This window comes from Streptomyces sp. SCA2-17 (genome assembly GCF_044336695.1).
The window spans coordinates 2,143,971-2,170,342 of the sequence record NZ_CP117521.1 but is presented as its reverse complement, the minus strand read 5'-3'; the positions used below and the strand labels follow the sequence as shown (position 1 = coordinate 2,170,342).

General features: G+C 70.8%; 27 protein-coding genes. 16 read left to right on the top strand and 11 right to left on the bottom strand.

Features of this window, described 5'->3' with window-relative positions:
* Positions 1 to 7 precede the first annotated feature (7 nt).
* The 5 genes from PS271_RS09715 to PS271_RS09695 all read right to left on the bottom strand — a co-directional run bounded on the left by PS271_RS09715 (position 8) and on the right by PS271_RS09695 (position 4,374).
* Positions 8 to 943, bottom strand: coding sequence for a glycine betaine ABC transporter substrate-binding protein (locus PS271_RS09715; protein ID WP_398386780.1), 936 nt, complete (start codon positions 941 to 943; stop codon positions 8 to 10).
* 95 nt (positions 944 to 1,038) lie between these two features.
* A complete protein-coding gene (locus PS271_RS09710; RefSeq protein ID WP_398381562.1) occupies positions 1,039 to 1,872 on the bottom strand; it encodes an ABC transporter permease in 834 nt (277 codons plus the stop codon).
* The gene (locus tag PS271_RS09705) at positions 1,869 to 3,083 is read right to left on the bottom strand and encodes a betaine/proline/choline family ABC transporter ATP-binding protein (RefSeq protein ID WP_398386779.1); all 1,215 of its coding nucleotides are present in this window, start codon (positions 3,081 to 3,083) and stop codon (positions 1,869 to 1,871) included. Before PS271_RS09705 ends, PS271_RS09710 begins: the two co-directional genes overlap by 4 nt.
* A gap of 91 nt (positions 3,084 to 3,174) precedes the next feature.
* The gene (locus PS271_RS09700) at positions 3,175 to 3,822 is read right to left on the bottom strand and encodes an ABC transporter permease (protein ID WP_356283980.1); all 648 of its coding nucleotides are present in this window, start codon (positions 3,820 to 3,822) and stop codon (positions 3,175 to 3,177) included.
* A 69-nt stretch (positions 3,823 to 3,891) separates the two neighbouring features.
* Complete coding sequence (locus tag PS271_RS09695) at positions 3,892 to 4,374, bottom strand: Lrp/AsnC family transcriptional regulator (protein ID WP_364961144.1); 483 nt, start codon at positions 4,372 to 4,374, stop codon at positions 3,892 to 3,894.
* A gap of 121 nt (positions 4,375 to 4,495) precedes the next feature.
* Between PS271_RS09695 and hppD the strand changes: the two genes are divergently transcribed.
* Entirely contained in the window at positions 4,496 to 5,638 is a 1,143-nt protein-coding gene (gene hppD / locus PS271_RS09690; protein WP_398381561.1) for a 4-hydroxyphenylpyruvate dioxygenase, read from the top strand.
* Between the two features lie 63 nt (positions 5,639 to 5,701).
* The gene (locus PS271_RS09685) at positions 5,702 to 7,075 is read left to right on the top strand and encodes an FAD-binding oxidoreductase (RefSeq protein ID WP_398381560.1); all 1,374 of its coding nucleotides are present in this window, start codon (positions 5,702 to 5,704) and stop codon (positions 7,073 to 7,075) included.
* 34 nt (positions 7,076 to 7,109) lie between these two features.
* Here PS271_RS09685 and PS271_RS09680 read toward each other — a convergent pair whose 3' ends face one another.
* Complete coding sequence (locus PS271_RS09680; RefSeq protein ID WP_398381559.1) at positions 7,110 to 7,523, bottom strand: SsgA family sporulation/cell division regulator; 414 nt, start codon at positions 7,521 to 7,523, stop codon at positions 7,110 to 7,112.
* A 342-nt stretch (positions 7,524 to 7,865) separates the two neighbouring features.
* On the opposite strand from PS271_RS09680, the gene PS271_RS09675 reads away from it, so the two are divergent.
* Positions 7,866 to 9,275 carry an RDD family protein gene (locus PS271_RS09675; protein WP_398381558.1) on the top strand — a complete coding sequence of 470 codons (1,410 nt, stop codon included), beginning with the start codon at positions 7,866 to 7,868 and terminating at the stop codon, positions 9,273 to 9,275.
* A 55-nt stretch (positions 9,276 to 9,330) separates the two neighbouring features.
* Positions 9,331 to 10,035 carry an RDD family protein gene (locus tag PS271_RS09670; protein WP_398381557.1) on the top strand — a complete coding sequence of 235 codons (705 nt, stop codon included), beginning with the start codon at positions 9,331 to 9,333 and terminating at the stop codon, positions 10,033 to 10,035.
* Here the strand turns inward: PS271_RS09670 and PS271_RS09665 are convergent.
* Positions 10,021 to 10,278 (bottom strand): hypothetical protein, encoded by a 258-nt coding sequence (locus PS271_RS09665; protein ID WP_398381556.1) that lies wholly within the window; start codon positions 10,276 to 10,278, stop codon positions 10,021 to 10,023. The two genes, PS271_RS09670 and PS271_RS09665, sit on opposite strands and share 15 nt — an antisense overlap.
* 370 nt (positions 10,279 to 10,648) lie before the next feature.
* Here PS271_RS09665 and PS271_RS09660 point away from each other — a divergent pair, with 370 nt between their 5' ends.
* Positions 10,649 to 13,060: an immune inhibitor A domain-containing protein gene (locus PS271_RS09660; protein ID WP_398381555.1), complete on the top strand. Its 2,412-nt coding sequence runs from the start codon at positions 10,649 to 10,651 to the stop codon at positions 13,058 to 13,060.
* A gap of 135 nt (positions 13,061 to 13,195) precedes the next feature.
* The gene (locus PS271_RS09655; RefSeq protein ID WP_398381554.1) at positions 13,196 to 13,522 is read left to right on the top strand and encodes a hypothetical protein; all 327 of its coding nucleotides are present in this window, start codon (positions 13,196 to 13,198) and stop codon (positions 13,520 to 13,522) included.
* A 196-nt stretch (positions 13,523 to 13,718) separates the two neighbouring features.
* Here the strand turns inward: PS271_RS09655 and PS271_RS09650 are convergent, their stop codons facing one another.
* Both PS271_RS09650 and PS271_RS09645 read right to left on the bottom strand, forming a co-directional pair.
* Positions 13,719 to 14,312, bottom strand: coding sequence for an isochorismatase family protein (locus PS271_RS09650; protein WP_398381553.1), 594 nt, complete (start codon positions 14,310 to 14,312; stop codon positions 13,719 to 13,721).
* A 185-nt stretch (positions 14,313 to 14,497) separates the two neighbouring features.
* Complete coding sequence (locus tag PS271_RS09645; RefSeq protein ID WP_398381552.1) at positions 14,498 to 15,826, bottom strand: nicotinate phosphoribosyltransferase; 1,329 nt, start codon at positions 15,824 to 15,826, stop codon at positions 14,498 to 14,500.
* Between the two features lie 123 nt (positions 15,827 to 15,949).
* On the opposite strand from PS271_RS09645, the gene clpS reads away from it, so the two are divergent.
* The 7 genes from clpS to PS271_RS09610 all read left to right on the top strand — a co-directional run bounded on the left by clpS (position 15,950) and on the right by PS271_RS09610 (position 21,568).
* Positions 15,950 to 16,261, top strand: coding sequence for an ATP-dependent Clp protease adapter ClpS (gene clpS, locus PS271_RS09640; protein ID WP_120758845.1), 312 nt, complete (start codon positions 15,950 to 15,952; stop codon positions 16,259 to 16,261).
* Complete coding sequence (locus PS271_RS09635) at positions 16,261 to 16,863, top strand: DUF2017 domain-containing protein (RefSeq protein WP_398381551.1); 603 nt, start codon at positions 16,261 to 16,263, stop codon at positions 16,861 to 16,863. Before clpS ends, PS271_RS09635 begins: the two co-directional genes overlap by 1 nt.
* A 318-nt stretch (positions 16,864 to 17,181) precedes the next feature.
* The gene (locus PS271_RS09630) at positions 17,182 to 18,660 is read left to right on the top strand and encodes an amino acid permease (protein ID WP_398381550.1); all 1,479 of its coding nucleotides are present in this window, start codon (positions 17,182 to 17,184) and stop codon (positions 18,658 to 18,660) included.
* A gap of 131 nt (positions 18,661 to 18,791) precedes the next feature.
* Entirely contained in the window at positions 18,792 to 19,214 is a 423-nt protein-coding gene (locus tag PS271_RS09625; protein WP_398381549.1) for a M67 family metallopeptidase, read from the top strand.
* A 120-nt stretch (positions 19,215 to 19,334) separates the two neighbouring features.
* On the top strand, positions 19,335 to 19,616 hold the full coding sequence (locus tag PS271_RS09620; RefSeq protein WP_398381548.1) for a MoaD/ThiS family protein: 282 nt from the start codon (positions 19,335 to 19,337) through the stop codon (positions 19,614 to 19,616).
* 15 nt (positions 19,617 to 19,631) lie between these two features.
* Positions 19,632 to 20,582, top strand: coding sequence for a PLP-dependent cysteine synthase family protein (locus PS271_RS09615; RefSeq protein ID WP_398381547.1), 951 nt, complete (start codon positions 19,632 to 19,634; stop codon positions 20,580 to 20,582).
* Between the two features lie 233 nt (positions 20,583 to 20,815).
* Positions 20,816 to 21,568: an MBL fold metallo-hydrolase gene (locus PS271_RS09610; protein ID WP_398381546.1), complete on the top strand. Its 753-nt coding sequence runs from the start codon at positions 20,816 to 20,818 to the stop codon at positions 21,566 to 21,568.
* Between the two features lie 90 nt (positions 21,569 to 21,658).
* On the opposite strand, the gene PS271_RS09605 is transcribed toward PS271_RS09610, so the two are convergent.
* Positions 21,659 to 22,870, bottom strand: coding sequence for a PTS transporter subunit EIIC (locus PS271_RS09605; RefSeq protein ID WP_398386777.1), 1,212 nt, complete (start codon positions 22,868 to 22,870; stop codon positions 21,659 to 21,661).
* A gap of 366 nt (positions 22,871 to 23,236) precedes the next feature.
* Complete coding sequence (locus PS271_RS09600) at positions 23,237 to 24,562, bottom strand: PTS transporter subunit EIIC (protein WP_398381545.1); 1,326 nt, start codon at positions 24,560 to 24,562, stop codon at positions 23,237 to 23,239.
* Positions 24,563 to 24,777: 215 nt separating this feature from the next.
* On the opposite strand from PS271_RS09600, the gene PS271_RS09595 reads away from it, so the two are divergent.
* The 3 genes from PS271_RS09595 (at position 24,778) to PS271_RS09585 (ending at position 26,349) form a co-directional block, all read left to right on the top strand.
* The gene (locus PS271_RS09595) at positions 24,778 to 25,011 is read left to right on the top strand and encodes a PTS sugar transporter subunit IIB (protein ID WP_367138700.1); all 234 of its coding nucleotides are present in this window, start codon (positions 24,778 to 24,780) and stop codon (positions 25,009 to 25,011) included.
* Positions 25,012 to 25,116: 105 nt separating this feature from the next.
* The gene (rph, locus tag PS271_RS09590) at positions 25,117 to 25,848 is read left to right on the top strand and encodes a ribonuclease PH (protein ID WP_398381544.1); all 732 of its coding nucleotides are present in this window, start codon (positions 25,117 to 25,119) and stop codon (positions 25,846 to 25,848) included.
* A gap of 111 nt (positions 25,849 to 25,959) precedes the next feature.
* Complete coding sequence (locus tag PS271_RS09585; RefSeq protein ID WP_398381543.1) at positions 25,960 to 26,349, top strand: hypothetical protein; 390 nt, start codon at positions 25,960 to 25,962, stop codon at positions 26,347 to 26,349.
* Positions 26,350 to 26,372: the final 23 nt, after the last annotated feature.

Genomic DNA, 26,372 nt, shown 5'->3' with positions numbered 1-26,372 from the left:
GGCTCGGTCAGCGCGTGATGAACCCCTCCTTCACCAGCCACTCCTCCGCGACCTCGCGCGGGTCCTTCCCCGCCACGTCCACCTCGGCGTTGAGCTCCCGCGCCACGTCGTTGTCGAGCCGTGCCGTGATGGGGTCCAGCACGTCCTTGATCGCCGGATACCTGCGCAGGGTCGCGCTGTTGATCTCCGGCGCGGCGTTGTAGTTGGGGAAGAAGTGCTGGTCGTCGCGCATGACGACGAGGTGCATGGCCGCGATGCGGCCGTCGGTGGTGAACACCTCGCCGAAGGTGCAGGAGCGGCCGCCGGAGACCTGGGTGTAGATGATGCCGCCGTCCATCTTCTGCACCCGCGAGGCGGGCACGTTCATGTCGTACGCCTTCGCCATGCCCTGCAAGCCGTCGTCGCGCGCCGCGAACTCGGTCTCCACGCACAGGGTCACGGCGCCCGGGTCGTTCCGCGACAGGGCGGCCACGTCCGAGAGCGTGCGGGTGCCGTACGTGCGGGCGGCGGCGCGGCTCATGGCCAGGGCGTACGTGTTGTCGAGCGCGGCGGGCGCGAGCCAGGTGAGGCCGTTGCGGGCGTCGGCGTCGCGGACGGCCCGCCACTGCCGCTGCGGGTCGGGGATCGGCCGGTCGTGGCCGAGGTAGGTGATCCAGGCGGTGCCCGTGTACTCGTACATGCCGTCCGCGCCGCCGGAGCGGACCGCCTCGCGCGCCCCGACCGAGCCCTGGATGTTGGTGCGGTCCAGCACGCTCGCGCCGGCGGCCTTGAAGGCGAGGCCCATGATCTGGCCGAGCACGATGTTCTCGCTGAAGCTCTTGGAGGTGACGGTCAGGGAGGCGCCCTTGAGCGGCAGGCCCTGCCCGACCGAGCCGGGCCGCACGCTGTCGGCCAGCGGGGAGCCGCTGGTCAGGCCGCAGCCGGCGGCCAGGGGCAGGAGCAGCGCGAGGACGAGGGCGAGGGCCGCCGCCGGCCCCCTCCGCCCGCCGGGACGCCGCTGCCCGGGACGCCTCCGCCCGCCGGGACGCCCGCCGCGGCTCAGGACGCCCCCAGCCCGCGCGGCCGCAGCAGCAGCTCGGCCAGGGACGCCAGCCAGTCCACCAGCAGGGCGAGCGCCACGGTCAGCACCGACCCCAGCACCAGCACCGGCATCCGCTGGTTGGTGATGCCCGACGCGATGAGGTCGCCGAGCCCGCCGCCCCCGCCGAAGTAGGCGAGCGTCGCCGTGCCCACGTTCAGGACGAGGGCCGTCCGCACGCCCGCGAGGATCAGCGGTACGGCCAGGGGCAGTTCGACCCGGCGCAGCACCCCCACGGCCGACATGCCGATGCCGCGCGCGGCCTCCACCAGCGTCGGGTCGATCGCGCGCAGCCCCGCGATCGTGTTGGCCAGCACGGGCAGCACCGCGTAGACGACCATGCCGACGAGCGCGGCCCGCATGCCGATGCCCAGCCAGATCACCAGCAGCGCCAGCAGGCCGATCGCGGGCGTGGCCTGGCCGACGTTCGCGACGGCGATGACGGCGGGCGCCGCGGGGCGCACCCGGCGGCGGGTGAGCAGGATGCCCAGCGGGATGGCGATGACCAGGACGAAGAAGGTGGAGACGACGGTGAGGACGACGTGCTGCCGCAGGCGCAGCCAGACGTTGCCGTCGGCGATGGAGTTGCGGGCGACGGAGTCGAGGTCGGCGCCGCGGAACCACAGCCAAGTGGCCAGCAGCAGGGCCAGCAGGAAGCCGGGCAGGACGGTGAGCTTCTGCCAGGTGACGCGCCGCCGGGGGCGCGGGGCGGGCGCCGGGACGGCGCTGTCGTCGGCCTCTTCGGCCTCATCGGCCTCCTGCCGGCCCAGTTGCTCCGGGGGCGGGGGCCTCATGCGAGCTCCTCCGGCGCGTCCGTCGTGCCTTCCTGCTCCTCCAGCACCTGCTGGGCGCGCTGCTCCTCCAGCAGGTGCTGGTGCTCGACGGCGTCCAGCCGGTCCTCCTCCAGGAGTTCGTGCACGGAGTTCATCAGCGTCTCCATGTCGACGACGCCCTCGTAGCGGCCGCGCCGTCCGGTGACCGGCACCCGGCCCGCGTTGTCGATGAGGACGGCCTCCAGGGCGTCGCGCAGCGTCGCGTCGCGGGTGACGGTGTCGTGCACGAGGGTGCCGGCGCGCACGAGGGAGCCCTTGGCCCGCATCAGGTCGCCGCGCCGCAGCCACTTGTACGGGCGGTGGTGCCGGTCCAGCAGCAGCACCTCGTTGGTGGTGCCCCCGCGCAGCCGCTCGAAGATCGTCTGGAGGGGGTCGTCGATGGTGGCGGTGGGGAAGTCGACGACGCCCACGTCCCGTACGCGCGTGAGGTTGAGCCGTTTGAGGGCCGCGCCCGCGCCCACGAAGCCGGAGACGAAGTCGTCGGCGGGGTTGGTGAGGATGGCCTCCGGGGTGTCGAACTGGGCGATGTGCGAGCGCTCGCGGAGCACCGCGATCCGGTCGCCGAGCTTGATCGCCTCGTCGAAGTCGTGGGTGACGAAGACGATCGTCTTGTGCAGCTCGTGCTGGAGCCGGATCAGCTCGTCCTGGAGGTGGTCGCGGGTGATCGGGTCGACCGCGCCGAACGGCTCGTCCATCAGCAGCACCGGCGGGTCCGCGGCCAGGGCGCGGGCCACGCCGACGCGCTGCTGCTGCCCGCCGGAGAGCTGGCGCGGATAGCGGCCCTGGAACTCCCCGGGGTCGAGCCCCACCAGGTCCAGCATCTCCTCCACCCGCTCGGCGATCCGCCGCTTGGACCAGCCGGTCATGCGCGGGACGAGCGCGATGTTCTGCGCGACGGTCATGTGCGGGAAGAGCCCGGAGGCCTGGATCGCGTAGCCGATCTTGCGGCGGAGCCGGACCGGGTCGATGCCGGTGACGTCCTCGCCGTCGATGCGGATCCGGCCCGACGTCGGCTCGATCAGCCGGTTGATCATCTTCATGGTGGTGGTCTTGCCGCAGCCGGACGGGCCGACGAAGACCACCAGCTCCCCGGCCTTGATGTCCATGTTCACGCAGTCCACGGCGGGGGCGGGGTTGCCGGGGTAGCGCTTGGTGAGGTTCTCCAGCTGAATGGTGGCGCCCGAGGCCCGGTCGGCGGCGCCCGAGGTCCGCGCCCGGTCCTCCGAGGCCCGCGCCCCCTGCTCCGGTGGGCGCGGCGCGGCCTCAGCCACGGATCCCGCTCGGGATCGTCAGCCGCCCGAGCAGCACGTACGCCGCGTCGAAGAGCAGGGCGAGCACGATGATCCCGAGCGTCCCGGCGAGCACCTGGTTGAGGGCGTTGGCGCTGCCCAGCGACGAGACGCCGCGGAAGATCTCGTTGCCGAGGCCGGGCCCGGAGGCGTACGCCGCGACCGCCGCGATGCCCATCAGCATCTGGGTGGCCACCCGGATCCCGGTGAGGATCGGCGGCCACGCCAGCGGCAGCTCGACGCGCAGGAGCCGCGCCGCCCGGGACATCCCGATCCCCTTCGCGGCGTCCACGAGCGAGGGGTCCACGCCCCGCAGCCCCACGACCGCGTTGCGGACGATCGGCAGCAGCCCGTAGAGCACGAGCGCCGTGACCGTCGGCGCCACGCCCAGGCCGGTGAGCGGGATCAGCAGGCCGAGCAGGGCCAGCGAGGGGACGGTCAGCAGCGTCGCCGTCGTGGTCACCGCCAGGTTCCCGGCCCACTCGCGGCGGTACGTGAGCACCCCGATCACCACGCCGATGAGCGTGGCGACGACCATGCACTGGAAGACGGCGCTGGCGTGCTGGTAGCTGTCCGCCAGCAGCTGGGCGCGGCGGCCGGCGACGTACTCCCAGAAGCTCACCCGCTCGCCTCCCTCTCACGCGTCGCGTCAGGGGGCCCGGGCCTCAAGGCGGACTCGAGGCCGGGGCCCTCAGGGCCGGTACGGGGTCTGCGCCGACGCCTGCTGCACCAGCGGGATGATCCGCAGCGGCACGGCGTTCTCCATGACGATCGCCGTGGAGGCCCGCACGATGCCATCAAAACCCACAACGCGGTCGATCACACGCTGGAGGTCGGCGTTCGAGCGTGCGACCAGACGGCACAGCATGTCGCCGCGCCCGGTCGTCGTGTGCAGCTCCAGCACCTCGGGCACGCTCGCGAGGTGCGCCCGGACGTCGCCCCCCTGCCCCTGCTTGATCTCCAGCGTCGCGAAGGCCGTCACCGGATAGCCCAGCGCCGCCGGATCCACGTCCGGGCCGAAGCCGCGGATGACGCCCTGCGCCTGCAACCGGTCCAGCCGCGCCTGCACCGTCCCGCGCGCCACGCCCAGCCGGCGCGAGGCCTCCAGGACACCGATCCGCGGCTCCTCGGCCAGCAGTTCGATCAGCCGGCCGTCCAAACGATCGATCGCCATGCGGTCCTCCCAGTGGTCAGCATGTACAGAACGTCCGGTGGTACCGGCGGTCTGCTGTGCAGTCTGCCCAGTGAATACGCAAACTATTGCGCACCTTGTGGATCGGCGGGACGCTGCGCCCATGACTCAGACCACCGATCACACCCCGCACACCGCACGGCAGGCAGACCCCTTCCCGGTCAAGGGGATGGACGCGGTCGTCTTCGCCGTCGGCAACGCCAAGCAGGCCGCCCACTACTACTCGACCGCCTTCGGCATGAAGCTCGTCGCCTACCGCGGCCCGGAGAACGGCAGCCGCGAGAGCGCCTCCTACGTCCTGGAGTCCGGCGGCGCCCGCTTCGTGCTCACCACGGTCATCAAGGCCACCACCGACCACGGCCGCTTCCTCGCCGAGCACGTCGCCGAGCACGGCGACGGCGTCGTCGACCTCGCCATCGAGGTGCCGGACGCGCGCGCCGCCTACGCCTACGCGATCGAGCACGGCGCGACCGGCCTGGAGGCCCCGTACGAGCTGACGGACGAGCACGGCACCGTCGTCCTCGCCGCCATCGCCACGTACGGCAAGACCCGCCACACCCTCGTCGAACGGTCCGCGTACACCGGCCCGTACCTGCCCGGCTACGTCGCCGCCAAGCCGCTCGTCGAGCCGGGAGACCGCCGCTTCCAGGCGATCGACCACTGCGTGGGCAACGTCGAGCTCGGCAAGATGAACGAGTGGGTGTCCTTCTACAACAACGTCATGCACTTCACGAACATGAAGGAGTTCGTGGGCGACGACATCGCCACCGAGTACTCCGCCCTCATGTCGAAGGTCGTCGCGGACGGCACCCGCAAGGTGAAGTTCCCGCTCAACGAGCCGGCCATCGCCAAGAAGAAGTCGCAGATCGACGAGTACCTGGAGTTCTACAACGGCCCCGGCGTCCAGCACATCGCCCTGGCCACGAACGACATCGTCGCGACCGTGCGCGCCATGCGGGCCGCGGGCGTGCAGTTCCTCGACACCCCCGACTCGTACTACGACACGCTGGGCGAGTGGGTCGGCGAGACCCGCGTCCCCGTCGACACCCTGCGCGAGCTGAAGATCCTCGCCGACCGCGACGAGGACGGCTACCTGCTCCAGATCTTCACCAAGCCGGTGCAGGACCGGCCCACCGTCTTCTTCGAAATGATCGAGCGGCACGGGTCGATGGGCTTCGGCAAGGGCAACTTCAAGGCGCTCTTCGAGGCCATCGAGCGGGAGCAGGAGAAGCGGGGCAATCTCTGATCCGGCTCGCGGGCCGACCTCTGATCCGGTTCACCCGTGGGGAGCCCGGGGAATGAGCTCCCCATGGGTGATCTGATCAAGCTCCTGCGCGAAGGCCTCCCCGGGGAAGCGGTCCTCACCGACCCCGACGTCACGGCCGCGTACGCCAACGACATGGCGAGCTTCTGCGCGGCGGGCGCCCCCGCCGTCGTCACGCTGCCGCGCACCGTGGAGCAGGTGCAGCACGTCATGCGCACCGCCACCGCCCTGCGGGTCCCCGTCGTCCCGCAGGGCGCCCGCACCGGCCTGTCCGGCGCGGCCAACGCCGCCGACGGCTGCATCGTGCTCTCCCTCGTCAAGATGGACCGCATCCTGGAGATCGACCCCGCCGACCGCGTCGCCGTCGTCGAACCGGGCGTCGTCAACGCCGTCCTCTCCCGCGCCGTCGCCGAACAGGGCCTCTCCTACCCGCCCGACCCCTCCAGCTGGGAACAGTGCACCATCGGCGGCAACATCGGCACCGCCTCCGGCGGCCTGTGCTGCGTGAAGTACGGCGTCACCGCCGAGTACGTCCTCGGCCTCGACGTCGTCCTCGCCGACGGCCGGCTGCTGAAGACGGGCCGCCGCACCGCCAAGGGCGTCGCGGGCTACGACCTCACCCGCCTCTTCGTGGGCTCCGAGGGCAGCCTCGGCGTCGTCGTCCGGGCCGTCCTCGCGCTGCGGCCCGCCCCGCCCCGGCAGCTCGCGCTCGCCGCCGAGTTCCCCTCGGTCGCGGCGGCCGGCGACGCCGTCGGGCGGATCATGGCCCGCGGCACCGCCCCGTCGCTGCTGGAGCTCATGGACGGCACGACGATCCGCGCCGTCAACGCCATGGCGAAGATGGGCCTCCCCGAAAGCACCGAAGCCCTCCTGCTCGCCGCCTTCGACACCCCCGACCCGGCCGCGGACCTCGCCGCCGTCGCCGAGCTGTGCACGGCCGCCGGCGCCGACCAGGTCGTCCCCGCCGAGGACGCCGCCGAGTCCGAGATGCTCCTGCAAGCCCGCCGGCTCTCCCTGACCGCCCTGGAGACCCTCCGGCCCGCCACCATGATCGACGACGTGTGCGTCCCCCGCTCCCGCCTCGCCGCCATGCTGGACGGCACCGCGGAGATCGCCCGCAAGTACGGGCTCACCATCGGCGTCTGCGCCCACGCCGGCGACGGCAACACCCACCCCGTCGTCTGCTTCGACCCCGCCGACGCCGACGAGTCGCGCCGCGCCCGCGAGTCCTTCGACGCGATCATGGCCCTCGGGCTGGAGCTGGGCGGCACGATCACCGGCGAGCACGGCGTGGGCGTCCTGAAGAAGGAGTGGCTGGCGAGGGAGCTGGGCCCCGTGGGCCTGGAGATCCAGCGAGGCATCAAAAAGACCCTCGACCCCCTGAACCTCCTCAATCCGGGCAAAGTGCTGGACGTGTAAGGGACTTGACGCGCCGGTACGGGGCGCCGGCGCGTCACGTGCCGAGAATCTCCCGCAGCGCGGCGTCCAGTTCCAGCCGCTCCCGCTCCGACCCCGGCGCCACCACCAGCAGCGTCCGCTCCAGCCACGCCGCCACCGCCGGCGCCGGGGCCTCCAGCAGCGCGGCGCCGTCCGGCGACGACAGCGCCATGCACACCACGTTGCGCCCGTCCGTCCGCGTCGGCCATACCCGCACGTCCCCGCTGCCGCACGGCCGGAACACCCCCTCCACCAGCAGCTCCCGCGCGAACGTCCAGTACACCGGGGCCTCCGAGGTCACGTGGAAGGCGATGTGCACCGCGTACGGGTCGGCCGTCCGGTAGCTCAGCCGCGACGGCACGGGGATGCTGCGCTCGGGCGACAGCACCAGGTCGATCTCCAGCTCTCTTTCCACCACGGTGGTGTGCATGAAGTGCGCCCTCTCTCGCTCTGCTTCCCTCGGTCCGTGGCCCCTCGCGAACGGGCCCGCACCGACAGAGAGCGCAACGACCCCCACACCATTACGCGACTTCGCCGAACCGGTGCGCCGGTCGCACGTGTGAGTGGTCCCGCCCGCGGGACGGCCGCAGAGTGGAGAGCCGTCTGGTAGACCTGTGTGCAGCGCGCCCGGTTGCCTTTTGTGCATAGAGGTCATGAGGCAGGGGAGCAGCGCGCCCCACGTCGCTCGAGTGCGGCAGACTGCTTGTCGTCGCCCGCCCCACCGAGCACCGACACCGCAGTACGGCCGAGCAGATACGGGACATCGGAGACCATGAGCGCCCCTTCCTCAGGATCCGCCGACAACAGCCCCGTGGAAGGGTTTTATCCGGACCCTTCCATTCCTGGCTATATCCGTTACTGGAGCGGCACCGCCTGGGTGCCCGGTACGAGCCGGCCGGCGCCCGCCGAGGGCGAGCCGATGCCCGCGCCGCCCGCCGGTGTCGCCAAGCCCGCGGCGCCCGCCCTCGCCTCGCCCGTGCCGCCGACGCCGCGCCGCTCCGGCCCCGACCGGCAGCCGCCCGCGCAGCGCCCCGACGAGACGGGGCCCATGTTCCTCGACGAGGAGGCCGCCCCGCGCGAGGCCCGCACGGAGCCGGCGCCCGCCTGGCGGGCGGAGCCCGCGCGGCAGGAGGGCTTCGGCGGCGAGCAGGACCGGCGCGTCTCCTGGGGCGAGAGTTCCGGCGCCGCGCTGCCCGGGCCCCGCGACCCGCGCGTCCCCTCTCCCGCCGCCGGTGACCCGGCCCGCTCCGAGCCGCGCCGCCCCGAGCCGCAGCGCGCCGAGGACCCCGCGCCCGCGGGCCGGCCGGAGGGTGGCGTCCCCGCCGTGCGCCCCGGCGGCACGATGCAGCTGCGCACGTCCGGCAAGCCCGTTCCGCCGGCCGGCGCCCAGGGCCGGCCGGACGCCCGCGCGGAAGAGGCGCAGGCCATGCCGCCGGAGCGGCGGGCCCTGCCCGCCACGGCCCCGGCGGCCGCGCTGCCCGCCCCCGCGCGGTCCGCGTCCGCCGCCCTGCCCGAGGCCCGCCCGCAGGAGCAGCCCCGGCCGCGCACCGCGGAGCAGCCCCGGCCCGGGGCGGGCGGCTGGGCCCAGCAGGTGCAGCAGCTCGCCCAGCAGCAGCCCGCGGCCTCCTCCGAGGCGGTCGCGCCGTGGAAGCCCCCGAAGGACGACCCCTTCCTGCGGGCCGCGCAGGAGCAGGGCCGCCCCGCGTCGCTGGGCCGCCGGCTCGCCGCCCGCCTCATCGACACCGTCGTCCTGGGTGCCGTCGTCGGTGCCGTGGCCGTGCCGCTGTGGGCCAAGGCCGTCACCCACATCGACGACAAGGTCGCGCAGGCCAAGCAGTCCGGCGAGACCGTCACGGTCTGGCTCCTCGACGGCACGACCGGCACGTATCTGGCCGTCGTGCTGGGCGTCCTGCTCGTCGCCGGCGTGATCCTGGAGGCGCTGCCCACCGCCAAGTGGGGCCGCACCCTGGGCAAGCGCCTGTGCGGCACGCGGGTCCTGGACATCGAGTCGCACGACAAGCCGGGCTTCGGGGCGGCGCTGCGCCGCTGGCTGGTGTACGGGGGGCTCGGCGCGCTGGGGATCGGCGTGATCGGTGCCCTGTGGTGCGTGTTCGACCGGCCGTGGCGGCAGTGCTGGCACGACAAGGCGGGCCGTACGTTCGTGGCGGCGGGCAAGCGCTGACCCGAACGGCACAACGCCGGATGCGGCGCGCGGAACCCTGCGTTCTACTCGGGCCATGAGCACCGAGCCGCCGCCCGACAACGACCCGTTCCAGAAACGGCCGACGGAACCGCCGTCGCCGGAGCCCCCGCCGGGCACCCCGCCCCCACCGGGCCCCGGCACGGCCCCGGAAGGCGGCGCGTACGCGGGCGGCGGCCGCCCGCCCGGCGCGGAGGCGCCCTACGGCGGCGGCCCGTACGGGGGCGCTCCCGGCCCGGGCGGCGGCCCCGGCAATCCCTACGGAGACCAGTTCGGTGCCGCCGACCCGCTCGCGGGCATGCCCCCGCTCGCGAACCGGTTCAAGCGGCTCGTCGCCCGCATCATCGACGGGCTGCTGGTGTCGATCCCGGTCACCGCGGTCTTCAAGGCCGCGATGTGGGACTGGGACCCGGCGAACTGGAACGACGGCCGGTCCACGAGCCTCGGCATCATCATCGCCGTCGTCTACTTCCTCTACGAGGGGCTGATGCTCACCAAGCGGGGGCAGACGGTCGGCAAGATGGTGATGAGCATCCGGGTGGCGATGCTGGAGAACGGCGCGATCCCCCAGGGGAGCCCGGGCTGGACGCGCGCCGCCGTGTACAACCTGCCGCAGGTGGTGCCCTGCTGCGGCTTTCTCTTCTGGCTGGTCAACGTGCTCTGGTGTACGTGGGACATGCCGTACCACCAGTGCATTCACGACAAGGCGGCCAAAACAGTGGTGGTCTCAACCGTGCACTGAGTGCTCGCTCAGTCTCGGCTCGGCGGGAAGGGGGGCGCGCTCCCGGGGCACCCGGGGCCTGCGGGAGCCGGTGCGCGGTACGGGGAAGGCGACGGCGACGAAGAGGCCGAGCGCAAGCGCGGCGACGGCGATGACCGCGATCCCGAACCCCGAACTCGTCTGCGAGAGCAGCAGCATGGCGAGGGTCGAGAAGACGACGGTGGCCGATCCGTAGGTTATCTGTGCGGGGGTCGGACGCGGCATGGCGGGATCCGTCCTCGGAGCAAAGGTGTGGGGTGCGGAGCCGGCTGGTGCGTGGGGCGTGCGTGGTGCCTGGAGGGCGTGCGTAGTGCGTGCGTACAGCAATGGTGTACACCAAAACGACTCTACGGTCCTGTCTGCCCGAGCGGAACTGCCGGTAAGCGTGACCTAACACACGGTGCCGGAGCACAGGGGGCGCACGGGGTCATCCACCGGTCCAAGCGGTGAGACGCGCGCGCCCGTTGTTGTCCGAAATCCGCAACATAAAGGCCGGATAACGTACTTGCTGTTTCGCTCGTAGTCAAGGTCTGTCTTTTCCGGCGTCACTCCGGTCAAATACCTCCACAGTTGTCACTGGGGAGGACATTCACAAGTGAAGAGCAGCCAACGGAGGCACGCCAGATCCGCCGCCGTGGCCACGGCCGTCGCGCTCGCCGCGACGGCCCTTGTCACGGGGACCACGGCCGGGATCGCGCAGGCGGCCACCACTGCCGGCACGCCGTCGAGCATCGAGCGCCACGACCCGGAGCAGGCCGGGAAGGGCGTCGAGCACGACCTCAAGGGGCCGTACGCGAAGAAGCAGGAGGCGCAGCGCAAGGCCGCCCTCGACAAGGTCATATCCGGCGACGCCCGCGTGGAGCAGCGCGGCGCGTCGAAGGTCGTCCAGCTCGGCAAGGGGAAGTACGTCGAGCTCGCCCGGGAGAAGACCGACCGGATCTTCACGATCCTCGTGGACTTCGGCGACAAGGTCGACGACACCACGATGTACGACCCGGACGGGCCGGACGGGCCCAAGCCGCCGGTGAAGAAGTACGGCGGGCAGGCGGGCCCGGCGCACAACCAGATCAAGCAGCCGGACCGCAAGAACGACAACAGCACGGCCTGGCAGAAGGATTACAACCGGGACCACTTCCAGGACCTGTACTTCTCGCACGACAAGGACAAGGAGTCCCTGGCGAAGTACTACGAGAAGCAGTCCTCGGGCCGCTACTCGGTCGACGGCACGGTCACCGACTGGGTCAGGGTCCCCTGGAACGAGGCCCGTTACGGCTCCAACTACTGCGGCTCCACCAACTGCCCCTCCGCCTGGGACCTGGTGCGCGACGGCGTCAACCAGTGGGTGAAGGACCAGAAGGCGGCCGGCCGCAGCGATGCCGACATCAAGGCGCAGCTGGCCACGTACGACCAGTGGGACCGCAACGACTACAACGGCAACGGCAACTTCAACGAGCCCGACGGCTACATCGACCACTTCCAGATCGTGCACGCCGGCGAGGACGAGTCCGCCGGCGGCGGCGCGCAGAAGACCGACGCCATCTGGGCCCACCGCTGGTACGCCTACGGCTCGGACGCCGGCAAGACCGGCCCCGGCAACAACAAGGCCGGCGGCACGCAGATCGGTGACACCGGCATCTGGGTCGGCGACTACACGATGCAGCCCGAGAACGGCGGCCTCGGCGTCTTCGCCCACGAGTACGGCCACGACCTGGGCCTGCCCGACGAGTACGACACCACCGGCACCGGTGAGTCCTCCGTCGCCTACTGGTCGCTGATGTCCTCCGGTTCCTGGCTGGGCCGCGGCAAGGACACCATCGGTGACCTGCCCGGCGACATGAGCGCCTGGGACAAGCTGCAGCTCGGCTGGCTCAACTACGACAAGGCGAAGGCGGCGACGAAGTCGACGCACAAGCTGGGCGTGGCCGAGTACAACACCAAGGACAAGCAGGCGGTCGTCGTCGACCTGCCCGCCAAGGCGGTCAAGACCGACGTCGTCCGCCCTGCTGAAGGCTCCAAGCAGTGGTGGGGCGGTCAGGCCGACGACCTGAAGAACACGCTCTCCCGCCCGGTCGACCTCACCGGCAAGTCCAAGGCGAGCCTGGACTTCTCGGGCTGGTGGGACATCGAGGCCAACTACGACTACGCCTACGTCGAGGTCTCGACCGACGGCGGTCAGAACTGGACCCCGGTCGACGGCACGGCCGACGGCAAGTCCATCCCGCGCGACGGCGGCGACAAGCCCGCGCTGACCGGCCAGTCCGGCGCGTACAAGAAGCTCGCGTTCCCGCTCGACGCGTACGCCGGCAAGAAGATCGACCTGCGCTTCCGCTACTCCACGGACGGCGGCACGACCGGCAAGGGCTTCACGGCCGACGCCATCACCCTCACCGCCGACGGCGCGGCCCTCTTCACCGACGGCGCCGAGGGCGACGACAACGGCTGGACGGCGAAGGGCTTCTCGCGCATCGGCGAGTCCTTCACCAAGGAGTACGCGCAGTACTACATCGCCGAGAACCGCCAGTACGTCTCGTACGACACGACCCTCAAGTCCGGCCCGTACAACTTCGGCTGGAAGAAGGACCGCCCGGGCTGGGTCGAGCACTACCCGTACCAGAACGGCCTGCTGATCTGGAAGTGGGACACCTCGCAGGCCGACAACAACGTCGGCGTGCACCCCGGTGCCGGCCGCATCCTGCCGGTCGACGCGCACCCGCAGATCGAGAAGTGGGCCGACGGCTCGGTCATGCGCAACCGCTTCCAGGCGTACGACTCGCCGTTCAGCTGGTTCCCGAGCGACGGCTACACCGTCCACCAGGACGGCGTCGCCGCCCGGGTGAAGGCGAAGCTCGGCGCGCCGTCCTTCGACGACCGCAAGGGCACGTACTGGAGCAAGGACAACCCGACCGGCGGTGTGCAGGTTACTGACACCAACACCCGGATCAAGATCCTGTGGCAGGCGCCGAACGGCTCCACGATGACCGTCCAGGTGAGCCCGTCGGGCAAGTAAACCCCGCATGATCTGCTTCTGAGCAGGTCAGAGCCGTGTCGGCCGTCGCCCTCTAGCGGGCGGCGGCCGATCGCGTTTAGATGACTGGCGTGACCCTGTTATTGACACCCCGGCCCGGGGAGAGGTGACGCGGGCATGGCAGGCGGTGGTTTCTGCAAGCTGCCGGGCGGCAGTGTGGTGGTGGCCCTGTACCTTCCCGGGCCGCCCGGCGGGGGCGCGTCGCCCGGGGCCAGGGTGCGGGTGCTGGTGCACGCCGCGAACCGGGCGCGCGCGCTCACGCGCCTGCGGAACCTGGGCCTGCGGGCCGTCTATCTGCGCGGCAATACGGAACCCCCGACGCCGGACGAGATAACCGCGGTCCTCCACCACCCCGACGGCCTGGTCTGGCGAGCGACCCCGGAGGACGACACGGAGTCGTGGCACGGGATAAGGACCCTCCTGCGGAGGGCTCCGGCGGCGTAGGCCTTTGCCTGCACGTACGGCTTGCGGCTGGTCCGGCACCGCCGGTCACGTGCGCGGTGGCTGGTCGCCGCCGCGGCGGAGGTGTGAGGCGAGGCCTCACAACATGGCTACGGGTCGCCGGGCACGTCATTCCGCCGCGACGGCGATCATCCACCGCCGACGTCACCGGCGGTGCCGAACCCCGCTCAGCCGGAGCTCACCCCGTCGCAACGACCGGCTTGCCGCTGAGCTCGACGCCCGCCTCGCGCAGCTCGCCGAGCGCCCGCTCCGTCGTCCCGGGGGCGACCCCCGCCGTGAGGTCGAGCAGCACCAGGGTCGAAAACCCCGCCCGCACCGCATCCAGCGCCGTCGCCCGCACGCAGTGGTCCGTCGCGATGCCGACGACGTCGACCTCCGTCACCCCCCGCTCCCGCAGCCAGTCCGCCAAGGACACCCCGTTCTCGTCGGTACCCTCGAACCCGCTGTACGCGGCCGCGTACGCCCCCTTGTCGAAGACGGCGTCTATCGCCCCGGAGGCGATGACCGGGGCGAAGTTCGGGTGGAACCCGGATCCCTCCGTGCCGGCGACGCAGTGCGGCGGCCAGGTCGTCTCGTAGTCCGGGTCGGCGGAGAAGTGCGCGCCGGGGTCTATGTGGTGGTCGCGCGTGGCGACGATGTGCCGGTACCCGGCTGTGGCCTCGCCGACGAGGTCGGTGATGGCCGCGGCCACGTCCGCCCCGCCCGCGACCGCGAGGCTGCCGCCCTCGCAGAAGTCGTTCTGCACGTCGACGATGATGAGTGCACGCTGCATAGTGCGGATCCTTTGTGGAAGGGCCCTCGGCCGACAGTGCGGATCACGACTGTACGGATGTACGGATGCGCTGATCCGTACGGATCGCCTCTCTGTGACCGAGGGTAGTGACTTCCGTTGCGCAATGGGAGAGGGACCCGGAGCGGACAAGGCCCACCCGGGCGCGCGGGGCCGCGCGCGGAGCGTCAGAGGTACTCGGTGGGGAGTACCGGCTCACCGCGCGAGAGCTGGGTCGCGGAGAGCGGGAGCCCCGCCCGGGCCGCGGCGTGCCGGTCGCGGACGGCGTCCAGGGGCTCGCGGGCGACGACCTCGCCGCCGCGGACGAGCTCCACGATCAGCTGGTGGCCGGCGAGCTCCGCCGGCACCGGTCCGGTGCCGACGACCTCGGCCTCGGCGACCCCGGCCGCGTCGGGCCGGCGCGCGGCCCACTTGCGGCCGCCGCGGGAGGCCTTGCTGCCCATGGACTTCTTGGCGACGGGCCGCAGCGGGGCGTCCGCGCCGGCCTCGTCCGCGCGGGCCACGAGCTTGTAGACCATCGAGCAGGTGGGGTGCCCGCTGCCGGTGACGAGCTGGGTGCCGACCCCGTACGCGTCGACGGGGGCCGCGGCCAGCGAGGCGATGGCGTACTCGTCGAGGTCGCTGGTGACGACGATCTTCGTCTTGGTGGCGCCCAGGTCGTCCAGCTGCTGCCGCACCCGGTGGGCGAGCAGCAGCAGGTCGCCGGAGTCGATGCGGACGGCGCCGAGCTCGGGGCCCGCGATCTCGACGGCCGCCTTGACGGCCTCGGCGACGTCGTAGGTGTCGACGAGCAGGGTCGTGCTGCCGCCGAGCGAGTCGACCTGGGCGGTGAAGGCGTCGCGCTCGCTGTCGTGCAGCAGCGTGAAGGCGTGCGCACTGGTGCCGACGGTGGGGATGCTGTAGCGGAAACCGGCCGCGAGGTCGGAGGTGGAGGCGAAGCCGCCCACGTACGCGGCGCGGGCGGCGGCGACGGCCGCGAGCTCGTGGGTGCGCCGGGCGCCCATCTCGATCAGCGGGCGCCCGCCGGCGGCGACGGCCATCCGGGAGGCCGCGGCGGCGACGGCCGAGTCGTGGTTGAGGATCGACAGGATCACGGTCTCCAGCAGCACCGCCTCGGCGAAGGTGCCTTCGACGCGCAGGATGGGGGAGCCCGGGAAGTAGACCTCTCCCTCGGGGTAGCCCCAGATGTCGCCGCGGAAGCGGTAGTCCGCGAGCCAGGCGAGGGTCGGCTCGTCCACGATCTTCCGGCTCGCGAGGAAGTCCAGGACCCCGCTGTCGAAGCGGAAGTTCTCCACCGCGTCCAGGACGCGGCCGGTGCCCGCCACGACGCCGTAGCGGCGCCCCTCGGGCAGCCGGCGGGTGAAGACCTCGAAGACCGAGCGGCGGTCGGCGGTGCCGGAGCGCAGCGCGGCCTGCAGCATCGTGAGTTCGTACCGGTCGGTGAAGAGGGCCGTCGACGGAACGTCCACCGGCGGCCTCAAGTCCGCAGCGTTCATGAACACAGATGCTACCCCCAATACTCGTCAGATTGACGATTTCTATGCCGTGACCCGGGGCACCCGGCCGACGCGCGCCCCGGCGGCACCCCCTTTGTGCGTCGCAGCCCCCCGAGTGGCAGCATGGGAAGGGTGAGTGTTGCACCGGTCGAGATCGAACGCCCCGAGTCGAGCGAAGCCCCGTACGCGGTGGCCGAGCCCGACGTCCCCTGGGTCACGCTGGTCCACAACGACCCCATCAACCTCATGAGTTATGTGACGTATGTCTTTCAGGCGTACTTCGGCTACTCCAAGGACAAGGCCCACAAGCTGATGCTCGACGTCCACCACAAGGGGCGCGCCACCGTCTCCAGCGGCAGCCGCGAGGAGATGGAGCGCGACGTGCAGGCGATGCACGGCTACGGGCTGTGGGCGACGCTGTCGCAGGACCGTTGATGGCCGGCCACTTCGAGCCGCTCTCCGGCGGCGGGGCCGCCGCGGCCCTGGACGACGTCGAGGTCTCCATCCTCCGCAGCCTGACCGTCCAGCTCCTGGAGCTGATCGGCCCGGGCGACGCCGCGGGCCCCGACGGCGCCGATCCGCTCGCGCGGCTCTTCGCCGAGGGCCCCAGCGAGCCGCCGTCCGACCCCGCGCTCGCCCGGCTCTTCCCCGACGCCTATGGCGACCCGGGCACCGCGCAGGACCCGCAGGAGCGCGCGTACGCCGCGGAATTCCGCCGCTACACCGAGAACGACCTGCGCGACCGCAAGCGCGAGGACGCCCTCGCCGTCGTCCGCTCGCTCGACGCGCTCACGGTGGCCGGAAGCGCCGGGGACGACGTCGCCGTCCTGCGCCTCGCGCCCGAGGACTGCCGCCGCTGGCTGGGCACGCTCAACGACCTCCGGTTGACCATCGGCGCGCGGCTGGAAATCACCCATGAGGACGACGGCGAGGCGCTGCTCCGGCTGCCGGACGACGATCCGCGCAAGCCGATGGTCATGGCCCATCTCTGGCTCGGCGGACTACAGGAAACGCTGGTAGATGCACTGATGGGATGATCGATCAAAAGCGTCCGGGCGCCCGCTCAGGGAACAATCAAGTCCGGATAACGATCGGATCACCGTAACGGTGCCTATTAACGCTCCTTTTCCTTATTGTCCGCATTTCTTTGTGGTGTGGGTCACGAACCCATGATCGTTCTTCGGACGATCTACCGGCCACTCGTGATACATCTTTCCGACCTGCCTCCGTGACGCCACCCATGTTCACGGCGGGAGCGCTGAGCCGGCCGACCGTCGGCATTCGCAGGACTCCATCCGGGGGGATCGGAACCCGATCCGGAGCAACCGGATCGGTATGGAGAAAGGCGCACCACCATGACCTCTGAGCAGGTCGCGGCACGTACCGCGGACGCAGTCGCGGAACCGGGCCACAAGGGAAGCGGCAAGGCAGCTTCCGAGGGTTACGAGCGGGGACTCGGTAACCGCCAGATTCAGATGATCGCCATTGGTGGCGCCATCGGCACCGGCCTCTTCCTCGGCGCGGGGAAGGCCATTTCCAAGGCCGGACCCAGCCTGATCCTGGCTTATGCCATAGCCGGTCTGGTCATCTTCTTCATCATGCGAGCGCTCGGTGAGCTGCTCATGTACCGCCCGGTGTCGGGCTCCTTCTCGGACTACGCCCGGGAGTTCCTCGGCCCCTTCTGGGGCTATGTGACCGGATGGACGTACTGGCTCTTCTGGGTCGTCACCGGAATCGTCGAGGTGACCGCCGCGGCCTCCTATGTGCAGTACTGGAACCATTCCATTCCGCAATGGGTCTCCGCGCTGGTCTTCACCGTCATCCTCTACTTCGCCAACCTGATCTCCGTGAAGCTCTTCGGTGAGCTGGAGTTCTGGTTCTCCATGGTCAAGGTCACCGCCATCATCGGCATGATCCTGATCGGTATCGGCGTGCTGACCATCGGCTTCTCCGACGCCGGTGACACCGCCACCGTCACCAACCTCTGGAACGACGGCGGCTTCTTCCCGCACGGCATCGGCAACACCCTGATGACCCTGCAGATCGTGATGTTCGCCTTCCTCGCCGTCGAGCTCGTCGGCGTCACCGCGGGCGAGGCCAAGGACCCGGAGAAGACGCTCCCCAAGGCGATCAACACCGTGCCGTGGCGCATCGCCGTCTTCTACATCGGCGCGCTGATCATCATCCTGGCCGTGGTCCCGTGGGGCGAGTTCATGCCGGGCGTGAGCCCGTTCGTGGCCGCCTTCCAGAAGATCGGCCTGCCGGCCGGTGCGGGCATCGTCAACTTCGTCGTCCTCACCGCGGCGCTGTCGTCCTGCAACTCGGGCATGTACTCCACCGGCCGCATGCTGCGCGACCTGTCGCTCAACGGCCAGGGCCCGAAGTTCTTCGGCCAGCTGACCAAGCGCGGCCTGCCGCTGCGCGGCACCACCTTCTCGGCCGCGCTGATGCTGGTCGGCGTCGTCATCAACTACGAGTGGCCGGGCAAGGCGTTCGACTACGTCGTCTCCTTCGCGACCATCTCCGGCATGTGGGCGTGGATCGTGATCCTCGTCGCCCAGCTGCGCTACCGCCGCAAGGCGAACCGCGGCGAGCTCCCGCAGTCCGCGTTCCGCGCCCCCGGCGCCCCGTGGACCAGCCTCTTCGCCCTCGCCTTCATCTTCATGGTGATCGTGATGATGGGCATCGACAAGGACGCGCGGATCTCGCTGTACTGCGCCCCGGTCTGGGCCGCGATCATGTGGGTGTCCTACCGCGTCCTCAAGGCCCGCAACCCGCAGGCCTTCGAGCGCAAGGACTACACGCAGGCCGTCGAGGTCGACCAGGCCGCGTAAGCGGACGTCGTCCCTGCCGGAAGCAGTCACCCGCCGGTCCGTCCGGCATCCGGGCCCTCCCGTACCACCCCTCGGTACGGGAGGGCCCTTCCCTTTACTCCGGCGATTCCCGCGTGCCTATCCTGGGCCGCATGCTGACCATCACCCAGGACCTGTACGACCGGATCGTCGCGCACGCCCGCGCGGACCACCCCGACGAGGCCTGCGGCGTGGTCGCCGGGCCGGCCGGCAGCGACCGCCCCGAGCGGTTCGTCCCCATGCTCAACGCCGCCCGGTCGCCCACGTTCTACGAGTTCGACTCCACGGACCTGCTGAAGCTCTACCGCGAGATGGACGACCGCGACGAGGAGCCCGTCGTCATCTACCACTCGCACACCGCCACCGAGGCCTACCCGTCCCGCACGGACCTCACGTACGCCAACGAGCCCGGCGCCCACTACGTGCTCGTGTCCACGGCCGACACCGACGGCGAGGGCCCCTTCCAGTTCCGCTCGTTCCGCATAGTGGACGGACAGGTGACCGAAGAGGACGTCACCGTAGTGCCTGCTTACTGAGCCACGACCCTCCGGCGGTCCACCGCTGTCCGCATGCCGGTACGAACCTCCGGCGGCCGCACACGGAATCGATACGATCGCCCCAGGTGTCCCACCCGTACGCCGACAGGAGCCCGCATCATGGCCATCGAGGTCCGCATTCCGACCATCCTCCGCACCTACACCGACGGGCAGAAGGCCGTCGAGGGCAGCGGAGCCACGCTCGACGAGCTCTTCAAGGACCTCGACGCCCGGCACGCGGGCATCCGCGAGCGCCTCGTCGACGAGTCCGGCGAGCTGCGCCGCTTCGTGAACGTCTACCTCAACGACGAGGACGTCCGCTTCCTGGCCGGCATCGGCACCGAGCTGGGCGACGGCGACAGCGTCACCATCCTCCCGGCGGTCGCCGGCGGATCGGTCTGAGGCTCGGTCCGGAGCATGCGTTACGACAGCCACCTGGCCTCGGTCGGCAACACCCCGCTGGTGCGGCTGCCCCGGCTCTCCCCGTCCGGGTCGGTCCGGATCTGGGCCAAGCTGGAGGACCGCAACCCCACCGGCTCGGTCAAGGACCGCCCCGCCCTGCACATGATCGAGCAGGCGGAGCGGGCCGGGCGGCTGACCCCGGGCTGCACCATCCTGGAGCCCACCTCCGGCAACACCGGCATCTCGCTCGCCATGGCCGCCCGCCTCAAGGGCTACCGCATCGTGTGCGTCATGCCCGAGAACACCAGCGAGGAGCGGCGGCAGCTGCTCGCCATGTGGGGCGCGGAGATCATCTCCTCGCCGGCGGCGGGCGGCTCCAACACCGCCGTCCGCGTCGCCAAGGAGCTCGCCGCCGAGCACAGCGACTGGGTGATGCTCTACCAGTACGGCAACCCCGACAACGCCGGCGCGCACTACGCCACCACCGGCCCCGAGATCCTCGCCGACCTCCCCGAGATCACCCACTTCGTCGCCGGGCTCGGCACCACCGGCACCCTCATGGGCGTCGGCCGCTACCTGCGCGAGCACAAGCCCGGCGTGAGCATCGTCGCCGCCGAGCCGCGCTACGACGACCTCGTCTACGGCCTGCGCAACCTCGACGAGGGCTTCGTCCCCGAGCTCTACGACGCCTCCGTCCTCACCACCCGCTTCTCGGTCGGCTCGGAGGACGCGGTGCGCCGCACCCGCGAGCTGCTCACCGAGGAGGGCATCTTCGCGGGCGTCTCCACCGGCGCCGTCCTGCACGCCGCCCTGGGCGTGGCCCGCAAGGCCGAACGGGCGGGGGAGAGCGCCGACATCGCCTTCGTCGTGGCGGACGGCGGCTGGAAATACCTCTCGACGGGCATCTACACGGCCCCCACGACGGAAGCGGCCGTGGAGGCGCTCCAGGGCCAGCTCTGGGCGTAGCGCCGCCCGGGCCTCGCCGTACGTGGCCGCACGCCGCCGCACGCCGTCGTACGCTCCGGTTCCGGGGGCCGCGGGAGCCCCCGGAACCGCCCGGCGGGCGCGTGCCCAGAAGGGTCCGTACCGGTGACTTCAGCCACAACCCCACCTCACGGAGGAGCGGGCGTCCCCTTCGCGCCTTACGCTCGACGGACCGCATGGCCCCCCGTCACGAGTCAACGGAGGTTCAGGCCCGCATGAAGCTCACCGTCGTCGGATGCTCGGGGTCGTTCCCGTCCACGGAATCGGCCTGTTCGAGCTACCTCGTCGAGGCCGACGGCTTCCGGCTGCTCCTCGACATGGGCAACGGAGCCCTCGGCGAGCTGCAGCGCCACATCGGTCTCTACGACCTCGACGCCATCCTGCTCTCGCACCTGCACCCCGACCACTGCATCGACATGTGCGGCTATTTCGTGGCCCGCTACTACCGGCACGAGGGCGGCCGGGCCGAGGCCATCCCCGTCTACGGCCCGCGCGACACCGAGCACCGGCTGGCCACCGCGTACGGGGACGTGCCCGACGAGTCCTGCATGAGCGAGGTGTTCGACTTCCGCACCCTCGCCCCCGGCACCTTCTCCGTGGGCCCCCTGACCATCCGTACGGACCGGGTGCGCCACCCCGTGGAGGCCTTCGCCTTCCGCGTCGAGCACGACGGCAGCGCCCTCGTCTACTCCGGCGACACGGGCCCCTGCGAGGAGCTGCACGCGCTGGCCGCCGGCGCCGACCTGCTGCTCTGCGAGGCCTCGTTCACGCACGGCAAGGAGGACATCCCGGACCTCCACCTCAACGGCCGCGAGGCCGGGGAGCACGCCGCGCGGGCCGGCGCGGGCCGGCTGGTCCTCACCCACATCCCGCCGTGGACGGACCCCCTGACCAACCTCCGTGACGCGCGCGCCGTCTACGACGGGCCGGTCGAACTCGCCAGGGCCGGCGCGGTGTACGAGTTCTAAGTATTTCCCGGTCCTGCATTCCCAGGCCTGAAAGAAAAATGCCCCCGGAATCCCATGGATTCCGGGGGCATTTCCCTCTTGCTTATGAGGTCAGGCCTTCAATTCGGCCGACTCTTCCTCGGATTCGCGTCCGGGGGTCTTGAGGTCGAACTTCAGGATGGCGAAGCGGAAGACCACATAGTAGATCGCGGCGAAGCACAGGCCCACGAGGACCAGCAGCCACGGCTTCGAGGCGATGCCCAGGTTCAGCAGGAAGTCGATGACGCCGGCCGAGAAGCCGAAGCCGTCCTTCATGCCGAGCGCCCAGGTCAGAGCCATCGAGACACCGGTCAGCACCGCGTGGATCGCGTAGAGCACCGGCGCGACGAACATGAACGTGAACTCGATCGGCTCGGTGACGCCGGTGACGAAGGCGGTGAGCGCGAGGGAGAACATCATGCCGCCGACGACCTTGCGGTTCTCGGGGCGGGCGCAGTGCACGATCGCGAGGCAGGCGGCCGGGAGCGCGAACATCATGATCGGGAAGAAGCCGGTCATGAACTGGCCGGCGTTCGGGTCGCCGGCGAGGAAGCGGGCGATGTCGCCGTTGACGGCGCCCTTGGGGCCGTCGTACGAGCCGGCCTGGAACCACGGGAAGGAGTTCAGCAGGTGGTGCATGCCGACCGGGATCAGACCGCGGTTGGCGACGCCGAAGATGCCCGCGCCGACCGCGCCCGAGCCGACCAGCCACTCACCGAAGTTGTGCAGGCCCGTGCCGAGCACCGGCCAGATGTAGCCGAAGACGACGCCGATGAGCAGACCCGCGAAGGAGGAGAGGATCGGCACCAGGCGGCGGCCGCCGAAGAAGCCCGCCCAGTCCGGCAGCTTGGTGCGGTAGAAGCGCTGGTATATGAGCGCCACCACGAGGCCCATCACGACGCCGCCGAGGACCTTGGCGTCGACGGCCTGCTCCACCATGGCGACCTTGTGGTCGACCACGGCCTCCTTCTTCGGGAGGCTGCCGTCGGTGAAGGTGCCGAGCACCTTGGAGAAGACCAGGTAACCGGCCACGGCGGCCAGGGCCGTGGAGCCGTCCGACTTCTTGGCGAAGCCGATCGCGACACCCACGGCGAACAGCAGCGCCATGTTGTCGAGGATCGCGCCGCCGCCCGCGGACATGAATTCGGCGATCTTGTTGAGGAACGCCGGGAACGACTCCTTGCCCAGCATGTCGCCCTGGCCGAGGCGGACCATCAGCGCCGCGGCGGGGAGCACCGCGACCGGCAGCATGAGGCTGCGGCCGATGCGCTGGGCGACGGCCATGGCACCGGCGCCGAACTTCTTCTTCTCCGCCGGAGCCGCGGCCTTCTTCTTCGCGGAGGTCGCGGCCTTCTTCTCCGCCGCCTTCTTCTCCGCGTCCTTCTTCTCCGGCGAAGCGGCGTCGTCAGGCGCCGCCTTTGCCGCCTTGGCGCTCTTACTCATCGGATTCCTCCAGGTGAGGCGGGCGCTCGGGGGAAGGGGGGTGGCCCGCTTTTGGTCTACACCACTGAGTGGTTTAGACCATGTTGTAGCACGTGAGTCCGGGATAAAGGAATCCGTGCTTCCCGGTGGCTCCGGACACAGCGGAAAGCCCCCGGCCGGTGGCTCCGGGGGCTCGTGACGGGGAGCGATTACCCCTTCACGTCGCGGCTACTCCTTGACGTTGCCGCGCTCGATCTCCTCCGCGAGCTCTTCCGGTTCGCGCCCCGGAGTCGGCAGGTCGAACTTCGTGATCGCGAACCGGAAAATCGCGTAGTAGACGGCCGCGAAGCACAGCCCGATCGGAATGATCAGCCACGGCCTGGTCGCCAGTCCCCAGTTGATCACGTAGTCGATCAGGCCCGCCGAGAAGCTGAAGCCGTCGTGCACCCCCAGCCCCCAGCACACCGCCATCGACACGCCCGTCAGCAGCGCGTGCACCACGTAGAGCGCGGGCGCGATGAAGAGGAACGCGTACTCGATGGGCTCGGTGATCCCCGTGACGAACGAGGTCAGGCCCACCGAGAGCATCATGCCCCCGACCACCTTGCGCCGGTGCGGCTTCGCGCAGTGGGCGATGGCCAGCGCCGCGGCCGGCAGCGCGAACATCATGATCGGGAAGAAGCCGGTGGTGAACTGGCCCGCGTGCGGGTCGCCCGCCAGGAAGCGGTTGATGTCGCCGTGCACCACCGTGCCGTCCGGCTTCGTGTAGTCGCCGAACTGGAACCACATGAAGGTGTTGAGGAACTGGTGGAGCCCCACCACCAGCAGCGCCCGGTTCGCCACGCCGAAGACGCCCGCGCCCGCCGACCCCAGGTCCGACAGCCACTTGCTGAAGCTCGTCAGCGCGTCGCCGACCGGCGGCCAGACGGCCAGGCAGATCACCGCGAAGGCCAGCGCGACGAACGACATCAGGATCGGCACGAGCCGGCGCCCGTTGAAGAAGCCCAGCCAGTCCACCAGCCGCACGCGGTGGAAGCGCACCCAGAACCACGCGCTCAGCAGGCCGATCACGATGCCGCCGAAGACCCCCGGGTTCTGGAAGCTCGCCGGGGACGCCTGCCCGCCCATGGAGACGCACACCCCGCTCCACAGCCCCGCCCCGCCGAACTTCGACTCGCGCGGGCAGTCCTCCGGGAACTGGTGCAGCACGGAGAAATAGACGAGGAAGGCCACGACCGCCGCCAGGGCCGTCGAGCCGTCCGCCTTCTTCGCCATCCCGATGGCCACGCCCACGCAGAACAGCAGCGGCAGCCCGAGCGCCGAGTCCAGCAGCGCGCCGCCCGCGCCCGCGAAGACCTTCGCCACGTCCGTCCAGCCCAGCCCGTCCTTGCCGAAGACGTCCGGCTGGCCGAGCCGGTTCAGGATGCCCGCGGCCGGGAGCACCGCGATGGGGAGCTGGAGGCTGCGGCCCATCTTCTGCAGGTTCGAGAAGAGGGTCTGCCAGCGGGCTCGCCACCGGCTCTGACGCGGCGCGGCCGCGGCGTCCGTGCTCATCTGCGTCCTCCCGGCCGCCGCCCCGGCGGCGGTCCACTCGGTGCTTGCCGCATACTGGTGTAGACCACTTAGGCGCGCGTACGGGTACGCGTGCGGGTGTCGCCATCATTCGTCAGACGGCGGACATTCGCCCGCATAGTTGGGCTGAACGTGGTTTACCGTGGGGAAGCCGCTCGGTGGTACCGCCGAAGGGCCGAAGACAACCAGGAGTGCACATGGCCAGCAAGGCTGAGAAGATCGTCGCCGGCCTCGGCGGCATCGACAACATCGACGAGATCGAGGGCTGCATCACCCGGCTCCGCACCGAGGTGAACGACCCCGAGCTCGTCGACGAGGCCGCCCTCAAGGCCGCGGGCGCCCACGGCGTCGTCAAGATGGGCACCGCCATCCAGGTCGTCATCGGCACCGACGCCGACCCGATCGCCGCGGAGATCGAAGACATGATGTGAGCCGCTGAGGCTCACCGCCGAGGGCCCCGCCCGGAATGCGCGCTCACGCACCGCGATCCGGAACGGGGCCCTTCGCCTGTCCCCGATGCCAGTAGGCTCATCACCATGTCTCGCATCGACGGCCGCACGCCCGACCAGCTCCGCCCCGTGACCATCCAGCGCGGCTGGAGCAAGCACGCCGAGGGTTCCGTCCTCATCTCCTTCGGAGACACCAAGGTCTTCTGCACCGCCAGCGTCACCGAGGGCGTCCCGCGCTGGCGCAAGGGCAGCGGCGAGGGCTGGGTCACCGCCGAGTACTCGATGCTGCCGCGCTCCACCAACACCCGCGGCGACCGCGAGTCCGTCCGCGGCAAGATCGGCGGCCGCACCCACGAGATCTCCCGCCTCATCGGCCGCTCCCTGCGCGCCGTGATCGACTTCAAGGCCCTCGGCGAGAACACCATCGTCCTCGACTGCGACGTCCTCCAGGCCGACGGCGGCACCCGCACCGCCGCCATCACCGGCGCCTACGTCGCCCTCGCCGACGCCATCACCTGGGCCCAGGGCAAGAAGCTCATCAAGCACGGCCGGCAGCCGCTGACCGGCACCGTCAGCGCGATCAGCGTCGGCATCGTCGACGGCGTCCCGCTCCTCGACCTCTGCTACGAGGAGGACGTCCGCGCCGACACCGACATGAACGTCGTCTGCACCGGCGACGGCCGCTTCGTCGAGGTCCAGGGCACCGCCGAGGCCGAGCCCTTCGCCCGCGACGAGCTCAACGCCCTCCTCGACCTCGCCGTCACCGGCTGCACCGCGCTCGACGCGGCCCAGCGCGAGGCGCTCGCGGCGACGCTGTAAGCAGCCGCCGGAGCAACCTCCGGAGGGATCACCGGCGTTCTTACGGGCGTACGGACGGGACGAGCGCCCGGCCGTACGCCCGTAAGCCGTTGTCAAGGGGAGGGAACCCTCATGCCCGCACGCAGAACGCCGCTCGTGCTCGCCGCCACGGCGCTCGCCGCACTCGCCGTCCCGCTCACGGCCGGCTGCTCCACCGCCCAGAAGGCCGTGGACTGCGCCCGCTTCGGCATCGAGATATCGAACGACGTCGACGACCTCCAGCGCAGCGTCACCGGCACCGCGACCGACACCGGCAACGCCGGCAAGATCCTCGACAACCTCGAGAAGGACACGAAGAAGCTCAAGGACAAGAGCGGCAACGTCGACGTCGGCAAGGCCCTCGACCACCTCCAGAAGGCCATCGGCAACGTCCGCGACTCCCTGCGGGAGAACAAGACCCCGGACCTGACGCCGCTGACGGACGCCGCGGGGGAGCTGTCCAAGGTGTGCACGTCGAAGTAGCCCGGGCCCCCTCCGGGATAATC

Excerpts from the sequence above, each read along its gene's own strand:
- PS271_RS09710 (WP_398381562.1), bottom strand. The coding sequence starts at position 1,872 with ATGAGGCCCCCGCCCCCGGAGCAACTGGGCCGGCAGGAGGCCGATGAG.
- PS271_RS09695 (WP_364961144.1), bottom strand. The coding sequence starts at position 4,374 with ATGGCGATCGATCGTTTGGACGGCCGGCTGATCGAACTGCTGGCCGAG.
- hppD (WP_398381561.1), top strand. The coding sequence starts at position 4,496 with ATGACTCAGACCACCGATCACACCCCGCACACCGCACGGCAGGCAGAC.
- PS271_RS09685 (WP_398381560.1), top strand. The coding sequence starts at position 5,702 with ATGGGTGATCTGATCAAGCTCCTGCGCGAAGGCCTCCCCGGGGAAGCG.
- PS271_RS09680 (WP_398381559.1), bottom strand. The coding sequence starts at position 7,523 with ATGCACACCACCGTGGTGGAAAGAGAGCTGGAGATCGACCTGGTGCTG.
- PS271_RS09675 (WP_398381558.1), top strand. The coding sequence starts at position 7,866 with ATGAGCGCCCCTTCCTCAGGATCCGCCGACAACAGCCCCGTGGAAGGG.
- PS271_RS09670 (WP_398381557.1), top strand. The coding sequence starts at position 9,331 with ATGAGCACCGAGCCGCCGCCCGACAACGACCCGTTCCAGAAACGGCCG.
- PS271_RS09665 (WP_398381556.1), bottom strand. The coding sequence starts at position 10,278 with ATGCCGCGTCCGACCCCCGCACAGATAACCTACGGATCGGCCACCGTC.
- PS271_RS09655 (WP_398381554.1), top strand. The coding sequence starts at position 13,196 with ATGGCAGGCGGTGGTTTCTGCAAGCTGCCGGGCGGCAGTGTGGTGGTG.
- PS271_RS09650 (WP_398381553.1), bottom strand. The coding sequence starts at position 14,312 with ATGCAGCGTGCACTCATCATCGTCGACGTGCAGAACGACTTCTGCGAG.
- PS271_RS09645 (WP_398381552.1), bottom strand. The coding sequence starts at position 15,826 with ATGAACGCTGCGGACTTGAGGCCGCCGGTGGACGTTCCGTCGACGGCC.
- clpS (WP_120758845.1), top strand. The coding sequence starts at position 15,950 with ATGGGAAGGGTGAGTGTTGCACCGGTCGAGATCGAACGCCCCGAGTCG.
- PS271_RS09635 (WP_398381551.1), top strand. The coding sequence starts at position 16,261 with ATGGCCGGCCACTTCGAGCCGCTCTCCGGCGGCGGGGCCGCCGCGGCC.
- PS271_RS09630 (WP_398381550.1), top strand. The coding sequence starts at position 17,182 with ATGACCTCTGAGCAGGTCGCGGCACGTACCGCGGACGCAGTCGCGGAA.
- PS271_RS09625 (WP_398381549.1), top strand. The coding sequence starts at position 18,792 with ATGCTGACCATCACCCAGGACCTGTACGACCGGATCGTCGCGCACGCC.
- PS271_RS09620 (WP_398381548.1), top strand. The coding sequence starts at position 19,335 with ATGGCCATCGAGGTCCGCATTCCGACCATCCTCCGCACCTACACCGAC.
- PS271_RS09615 (WP_398381547.1), top strand. The coding sequence starts at position 19,632 with ATGCGTTACGACAGCCACCTGGCCTCGGTCGGCAACACCCCGCTGGTG.
- PS271_RS09610 (WP_398381546.1), top strand. The coding sequence starts at position 20,816 with ATGAAGCTCACCGTCGTCGGATGCTCGGGGTCGTTCCCGTCCACGGAA.
- PS271_RS09605 (WP_398386777.1), bottom strand. The coding sequence starts at position 22,870 with ATGGCCGTCGCCCAGCGCATCGGCCGCAGCCTCATGCTGCCGGTCGCG.
- PS271_RS09600 (WP_398381545.1), bottom strand. The coding sequence starts at position 24,562 with ATGAGCACGGACGCCGCGGCCGCGCCGCGTCAGAGCCGGTGGCGAGCC.
- PS271_RS09595 (WP_367138700.1), top strand. The coding sequence starts at position 24,778 with ATGGCCAGCAAGGCTGAGAAGATCGTCGCCGGCCTCGGCGGCATCGAC.
- rph (WP_398381544.1), top strand. The coding sequence starts at position 25,117 with ATGTCTCGCATCGACGGCCGCACGCCCGACCAGCTCCGCCCCGTGACC.
- PS271_RS09585 (WP_398381543.1), top strand. The coding sequence starts at position 25,960 with ATGCCCGCACGCAGAACGCCGCTCGTGCTCGCCGCCACGGCGCTCGCC.